This window comes from Ochrobactrum sp. S1502_03 (assembly GCF_044435015.1).
GTDB lineage: Bacteria > Pseudomonadota > Alphaproteobacteria > Rhizobiales > Rhizobiaceae > Brucella > Brucella chromiisoli.
In genome coordinates, this window is sequence record NZ_JAYEXN010000091.1 from 1 (window position 1) to 915 (window position 915).

The window sequence follows — 915 nt, forward strand, 5'->3', positions numbered from 1 at the left end:
GGCGTTGGTGCATGAAGCCGATAATAGACAGATTCGGGTCTTTGATGTTTGGTTACAGGCTTAACTCTTTCACACGGACGGAATCCGGGCGTGCGGATGCCAGCATTCGATTGAGAATGTGGCATCCGAGTTTGACTTCGGTTTGCTGATTGGCAAACTTGCGTGAGCGAAGACGGTTGCGATTGACGGACTTATACCGGCCCATGGCCGTTTCCACATGAGACCGTTTTCCATAACCGGTTACGGCCTGCCACTTCATCCGGCCATGCTCGGCGATTGTTTGCGTGTGCCAGTCCCGCTGATCCGGTGGGCCATACATGTCCATTGGTAATTGTCGGGCCCGCGGTGGAACAATAACGCTTACACCCGGACTGTGCTGGCGGGCAGACCTGTAGGTTTCATCACTGTCATAAGCTCCATCAGCAGTGACGCTTGCGATGGGCTGGTCAATCTGGTCAAGCAAAGCTGTGAATTGGCTGCTATCACTGCTGTTCTGATCGGTCAGGACTGCAGCGATAATTTCACCTGTGTCAGCATCGACGCCAAGATGCAGTTTGCGCCATTTCCTGGGGGATTTGCTGCCATGCTTATCCTCAAGCCATTGGCCTGCGCCATAAATCTTCAATCCTGTGCTGTCGACAAGAACATGAATGGGTTCATCAGGCGCGGTTGTAGTGTGCCGCCCCAGAGCCTTCAAAGACGACAAGCTGGCACAGCGCCTGCTTAATGTCGTATGATCAGGGACTGGCAGATCAAGGCCCATCAATTGCAACAAAGACATCATCAAGCCTTCAGTCTGGCGCAAGGGTTGATTGAAGACCTGCCCGCACATCAAAGATGTTTCAATCGCCAGTTCTGAATAGCGCGCCTGCCCACCGGGTGTTGTGCGGCGCGGGGCTGACCAACCCGCAATGG

The 915-nt window shown here is 54.0% G+C and carries 1 protein-coding gene; it reads right to left on the bottom strand.

Translation table 11 applies throughout. The features are described 5' to 3' along the window. Window positions 1–52: 52 nt before the first annotated feature. Window positions 53–915: IS5 family transposase (locus VBH83_RS19325; RefSeq protein WP_396999095.1), on the bottom strand; the 863-nt coding region annotated here is incomplete at its 5' end.